The organism is Kocuria rhizophila, assembly GCF_003667225.1.
GTDB lineage: Bacteria > Actinomycetota > Actinomycetes > Actinomycetales > Micrococcaceae > Kocuria > Kocuria rhizophila.
The window spans coordinates 1-5,710 of sequence record NZ_RCOM01000114.1; the positions used below are offsets into that span (position 1 = coordinate 1).

5 protein-coding genes are annotated in these 5,710 nt (G+C 72.2%); 2 read left to right on the top strand and 3 right to left on the bottom strand.

Annotated elements, in window-relative coordinates:
* Positions 1-131 precede the first annotated feature (131 nt).
* Both ykgO and D9R02_RS11070 read left to right on the top strand, forming a co-directional pair.
* Positions 132-254 (top strand): type B 50S ribosomal protein L36, encoded by a 123-nt coding sequence (gene ykgO, locus D9R02_RS11065; protein WP_039100650.1) that lies wholly within the window; start codon positions 132-134, stop codon positions 252-254.
* A 176-nt stretch (positions 255-430) separates the two neighbouring features.
* Positions 431-1,645: a cation:proton antiporter gene (locus tag D9R02_RS11070; RefSeq protein ID WP_121566918.1), complete on the top strand. Its 1,215-nt coding sequence runs from the start codon at positions 431-433 to the stop codon at positions 1,643-1,645.
* Positions 1,646-1,752: 107 nt separating this feature from the next.
* Here D9R02_RS11070 and D9R02_RS11075 read toward each other — a convergent pair whose 3' ends face one another.
* Genes D9R02_RS11075 through kdpC form a run of 3 tightly spaced genes read right to left on the bottom strand, consistent with a single transcriptional unit; the run spans position 1,753 to position 5,648 of the window.
* Positions 1,753-2,445: a response regulator gene (locus D9R02_RS11075; protein WP_121566919.1), complete on the bottom strand. Its 693-nt coding sequence runs from the start codon at positions 2,443-2,445 to the stop codon at positions 1,753-1,755.
* Positions 2,423-5,029, bottom strand: a complete 2,607-nt coding sequence (locus tag D9R02_RS11080; protein ID WP_121566920.1) for an ATP-binding protein — start codon at positions 5,027-5,029, stop codon at positions 2,423-2,425. The genes D9R02_RS11075 and D9R02_RS11080 overlap by 23 nt, the downstream gene beginning before the upstream one ends.
* Position 5,030: 1 nt before the next feature.
* Positions 5,031-5,648 carry a potassium-transporting ATPase subunit KdpC gene (kdpC, locus tag D9R02_RS11085; protein ID WP_121566921.1) on the bottom strand — a complete coding sequence of 206 codons (618 nt, stop codon included), beginning with the start codon at positions 5,646-5,648 and terminating at the stop codon, positions 5,031-5,033.
* Between the last annotated feature and the right edge of the window lie 62 nt (positions 5,649-5,710).

Below are 5,710 nucleotides of genomic sequence, written 5' to 3' on the forward strand. Positions count from 1 at the left end.
CAGATTACCATTCGCGCCCCCGCCCGGGTGCGGGGCGCTTGGGAGCCCGCGTGCGGCGTCGTCGTCCCGTGCGGGGGCGCGAATGGTAATCTGAGAACCGTTCGCAAAAGCCCCGACGCAAGGAGACCCCCGTGAAGGTCCGCAACTCCCTCCGCTCCCTCAAGAAGATTCCCGGCTCGCAGGTGGTGCGCCGCCGCGGGAAGACGTACGTGATCAACAAGAAGAACCCCCGCATGAAGGCGCGCCAGGGCTGACACGCCCCGCGGCCGAGATGCGTGGGCAGGGCCCCCGGGCACGGCGGGAGGTGACCCCGGAGCCGCATGCGTCGGCTCGCCGGGCAGGTGGCAAAATGATCCCGGACGCCCACCGGGACACCTGGCCCGCCGTCCGCTGACACCCCGTCCCTCGACGAATCCGGAGCCTCGCGCCCATGTTCCTCACGGCCTCCGTCATCCTGGCCGCCATCGTCGTGTGGTCGCTCGTCTCCGGGCGCATGACCCGCTGGTACGTGACCGCGCCCATCGCCCTGATCCTGCTGGGCATGGCGGCCGGGTGGGAGACCTCGGAGCCGCTGATCGAGTCCCTGACCAGCACCGGGGTGGAACGCACCGTGGAAGTGGTGCTCTCACTCCTCCTGTTCCTGGACGCCCTGGAGATCAAGGACGCCCCCCACAAGAACCGCACCCCCGTGTTCCGCATGCTGTTCCTGGCGCTGCCGCTGAGCCTGTTCGTCATGTTCTTCGTGGCCGCCTACCTGCTCCCGGACGTGCGGCTCTCCCTGTGCCTGGTGCTCGCGTGCATCCTGGTGCCCAGCGACCTCGCCCCGGCCTCCTCCCTGGTCAAGGACCGGCGGATCCCCGCGCGCGTGCGCAACCTGCTGAACGTGGAGAGCGGCTATAACGACGCCATCGTGGCGCCCTTCTTCCTCTTCGGACTGGCCGTCCTGGGGCAGGGCGAGCACGCCGAGGACCCGGGGGAGGCGCTCGTGGCCCTGGTGCCCGCGCTCGTCATGGCCCTCGTGGTGGGTGCCGTGGTGGGTGCCGCCCTGGGCTGGGGCATCCGCCTGGCCCACACCCACGGCTGGGCGGAGATCCCCGCCCTGCGCCTGGTCACCCTGGCCACCCCGCTGCTGGCCTACACCCTGGCCATGCAGGTCTCCGCCAACGGCTTCGTGGCCGCGTTCATCGCCGGGCTCGTGTTCCGCACCGTGGTGGGGGACCTGCTCCACGAGCTGCTCGAGTTCACCGAGGGTGTGGCCACCTTCGCGATCATGCCCATCTGGTTCGTGCTGGGCCAGCTCACCGCGCTGGTCATCCAGGTGGGCCCGGAGTGGGACGTGGCCCTGGTGGTGCTCATCGCCCTCACGCTCGGCCGCGCCGTCCCGGTCTTCCTGGCGACGACGCCCTCCCGCCTCACGTGGCCCGAGCGTGCCACGGTCGCGTGGCTGGGTCCGCGCGGTATCGCCTCGATCGTCTTCGCGCTGCTCGCCATCCAGGAGGGGGACGAGGATCAGGTGAACATCATCATCCAGGCCGTGGTCATGCTGGTGTTCCTGTCCGTGATGCTCCACGGGCTCACCGCCCCGCTGATCGGGCGGGCGTTCGAGAAGCGGCGCACTCCGGCGCTCGACCCCACCCCGGTCTGACCCCCTGTGGGCCGGCGCCCGGCCTGTCCGGGGGTTCGGCCGACTGTCGGGCGAGCTGTGAGCACACATCCTCTCGCCCCCGGGCCGGTCCGGGTCGGTTGGGGGGGTCAGGTCTCCACATCGGCGAGCCGGTACCCCATGCCCTGCTCCGTGAGGATGTGCCGGGGGTTGGCCGGGTCCGCCTCCAGCTTCTTGCGCAGCTGCGAGATGTAGAGCCTCAGGTACCCGCTGTCCTGCACGTGCTCGGTGCCCCACACGTGGGTGAGCAGCGTCTGACGGGTCACCAGCTTGCCCGCGTTGCGCAGCAGCACCTCCATGACCTGCCACTCCGTGGGCGTGAGCCGGATCTGCTTGACCCCGCCCGCCACCGCCCGAGTCACGCTGTGGGTGGCCAGGTCCACGGTGACGTCCCCGAGCCGCGCGGCCGCCACGGTCTTCTCCTGCGGGATCCGCCGGGTCAGCGCCCGGATGCGGGCCAGCAGCTCGTCGATCGCGAACGGCTTGGTGATGTAGTCGTCCGCGCCGGTGTCCAGCGCCTGCACCTTGTCCGCCGCGCCCGTGCGCCCGGAGACCACCAGGATGGGCGCCTGGGACCAGCCCCGAATCCCCTGGATCACCTCGATGCCGTCCAGCTGCGGCATCCCCAGGTCCAGCAGGAACATGTCCGGCTGCTCGTCCACCGCCGCACTCACGGCCTCCGCGCCGTTCGCCGCCGTGATCACCCGGTAGCCCTTGGCCCCCAGGATGATCCGCAGCGCCCGCAGGATCTGCGGGTCGTCATCCGCGATGAGGATCTTCACAGTGCGCCCCTTCCCGTTCGTCGGTCCCGGCGGACGACGCCGCTGTCCCCGCCCCGCGCGCGACCGGCGCCTCGGGCGCGGAGTCCGCGGGCGGCGTCGTCGTCCCGAGCGTCTCCAGCGGCAGGGAGACCACCATGGTCAGCCCGCCGCCCGGGGTGTCCTCCGGGGTGAGCGTGCCCTGCATTGCCTCCACGAAACCGCGGGACAGCGCGAGCCCGAGCCCCAGGCCCGTGGTGTTGTCCGTGTCCCCGAGGCGCTGGAAGGGCACGAACATTTCGTCGTGGCGCTCGGGTGCGATCCCCGGCCCGTGGTCGATCACGCGGATCTCCAGGCGGTCCGCGAACGTGCTGGTGGTGACCGAGACCGGAACGTCCTCTGGGGTGTGCCGTTCGGCGTTGGCCAGCAGGTTCACGAGCGCGCGCTGCAGCAGCACCGGGTCCGCGAGCACCGTGGCGCCGTGGTGGGCCAGGTCCAGGCGCACCTCGGAGGGCCCCAGCTGCAGCTCGTCCAGCGCGGAGGCCACCGAGTCCGCCGGGTCCGTGGACGTGGTGCCCAGGGACAGCACGCCCGCCTGCACGCGGCTCACGTCCAGCAGGTCGTTGACCAGGGTGGCCAGCGCGGTGAGGCTCTCGTCCGCGGTGTCCATGAGCTCCTGCCGGTCCTCCGGTGTGAGCGAGTCCCCGGCCGCGCGCAGCCCGCCCACCGCCGCCGTGGCGGACGCCAGCGGGCGCCGCAGGTCGTGGCTCAGCGCGGACAGCAGCGCACCGCGCACCCGGTCCGACGCCGCGATCGGCCCGATCTCCTCGGCCGCCGCCTGCAGCCGCTGCCGCTCCAGGGCCGCGCTCATCTGCACGGCGACGACGCTCAGCAGCCGCCGCTCGGACGAGGCCAGGTGCCCGCCGTGCAGCTCCAGGGCACCCCCGCCGTCCAGGGGCATGACCGTGGGCTCGTCCCCGGGCTCCACGTCCCCCGCGCTCGCGACCACCGTGTCTCCCGCCATGATGCGCACCCCCGGAACGCGGAACACCTCGTGCGCGCGGTCCACGAGCGCCTGCACGGCGTCCTCGCCGCGCAGCACGCTGCCCGCGATGCTCTGGATCAGTTCGGACTCCGCGGCGGCCCGGCGGGCGGTGCGGGTGTAGCGGGCCGCGCGGTCCACCACGAAGCTCACGAGTGCCGCGATCACCGTGTAGAGGATCAGCGCGAGCAGGTGCAGGGGGTCGGCGATGGTGATGGTGTGGACGGGGTCGATGAAGAAGTAGTCCAGGGTGAGCCCGGAGAGCACCGCCGCGAACAGGGCGGGCCAGATCCCGCCCACGAGCGCCACGACCACCACGAGCAGCTGGTACGCGAGCACGTCGCTCGTGATGGCGTCCGGGGAGCGCGCCCCGGCCAGCGCCACGGTGAGCGCCGGACCGCCCAGCAGCGCCACCAGGAAGCCGAGCACGCGGCGTCGTGCGGAGAGCGCACCGCCCAGCGGCGGGAGCGTGAACTGCCCGCCCGCCTGCGCGTGGGCGACCATGTGCACGTCGATCTCCCCGGACTCCTTGGTGACCGTGGCGCCGATGCCCGGGCCCGTGAAGGCCGCCGCGAGCCGGCTGCGGCGGCTGGTGCCCAGCACCAGCTGCGTGGCGTTGACCGACCGGGCGAACTCCACGAGGGCCGCGGGGACGTCGTCCCCCACCACCTGGTGGTAGGTCCCGCCGAGCTTCTCCACGAGCGCCCGCTGCTGCGCGAGTGCCGCGGGGTTGTCGGCGCGCACGCCGTCCTGCGCGATCACGTGCACGGCCAGCAGGTCACCGCCCGCCGAGCGGGCCGCCACCCGGGCACCGCGGCGCAGCAGGGTCTCGCCCTCGGGCCCGCCCGTCAGGGCCACGACGACGCGCTCGCGGGCCTCCCACGTGCCGTCGATGTCGTGCTCGCGGCGGTAGTGCATGAGCGCCTGGTCCACCTCGTCCGCGAGCCACAGCAGCGCGAGCTCGCGCAGCGCGGTGAGGTTGCCCAGCCGGAAGTAGTGGGACAGCGCCGCGTCCACGCGCTCGGCGGGGTACACGAGCCCCTCTGCGAGCCGGTCCCGCAGCACCTGGGGTGCCAGGTCCACCACCTCGATCTGGTGCGCGCCGCGCAGGAACCGGTCCGGCACGGTCTCCCGCTGGGGCGCGCCGGTGATCCGCTCCACCACGTCGTTGAGGGACTCGATGTGCTGCACGTTCACCGTGGAGATCACGTCGATCCCCGCGGCGAGCAGCTGCTGGACGTCCTCCCAGCGCTTCTCGTGCGCCGAGCCGGGGGCGTTGGTGTGGGCGAGCTCGTCCACCAGGGCGATGTCCGGGGCGCGCTCCAGCACGGCGGCCACGTCCATCTCCTCGAGCTCCACGTCCCGGTAGCGGGTGCGCAGCCGGGGAACCTGGGGCAGACCATCGGTCATGGCGGCGGTGGCCGCGCGGCCGTGGGTCTCCACGACGCCGATCACCACGTCCCTGCCCTCGGCCAGCAGCCGCCTGCCCTCCGCGAGCATCGTGCACGTCTTGCCCACGCCGGGGGCGGCGCCGAGCAGCACCCTCAGCCGCCCCGGTGCGGTCATGTCAGTGCCTCGTCTCGTCCAGTGCCAGGTTGAGCTCGGCCACGTTCACCACGCGGTCACCCACGTAGCCCAGATCGGGCTTCTTGGTGTGCTGGCTCACGAGCTCCCGCACCTGTTCTACCGGAAGACCCCGCTCCCGGGCCACGCGCTCCACCTGGATGTCCGCGTAGCGCGCGCTGATGTGGGGGTCCAGACCGGAGGAGGAGGCGGTCAGGGCGTCCGCGGGGACCTCGGACTCGGGCACCCCGTTGAGCTCCGCAATCGCCTGCTTGCGCTGGGTGATGGCCTCCACCAGGTTCTCGTTCTCGGGGCCCCAGTTGGTGCCGGAGGACGACGCCGCGTCGTATCCCGCGTCCCCGGCGGCCGAGGGCCGGGACTGGAAGTACTGCGGCAGGGGGTTGCCGTCCGCGTCCGTGAAGGACTGACCGATCAGCGAGGACCCCCGGACCTCACCGTTGCCGTCCGTCATCATGGACCCGTGGCTCTGCTCGGGGAACGCGAGGTACCCGAGCCCCGTGACCACCGCGGTGTAGCCCACGCCCAGCAGCAGGGTGAGCACGATCAGGGTGCGGACGGCCACCGACATGGTGCGCCCGGAGGAGTGTGCGGCAATGCTCATGACGATCGCTTCTTTCTCGACGACTCGAAAACTCTGTGGTGCGGGGTGGGGGCGTTTCGGTG

What these genes read in the sequence shown, in the direction of transcription:
- D9R02_RS11070 (WP_121566918.1), top strand. Translation starts at nt 431, where the DNA reads ATGTTCCTCACGGCCTCCGTCATCCTGGCCGCCATCGTCGTGTGGTCG.
- D9R02_RS11080 (WP_121566920.1), bottom strand. Translation starts at nt 5,029, where the DNA reads ATGACCGCACCGGGGCGGCTGAGGGTGCTGCTCGGCGCCGCCCCCGGC.
- kdpC (WP_121566921.1), bottom strand. Translation starts at nt 5,648, where the DNA reads ATGAGCATTGCCGCACACTCCTCCGGGCGCACCATGTCGGTGGCCGTC.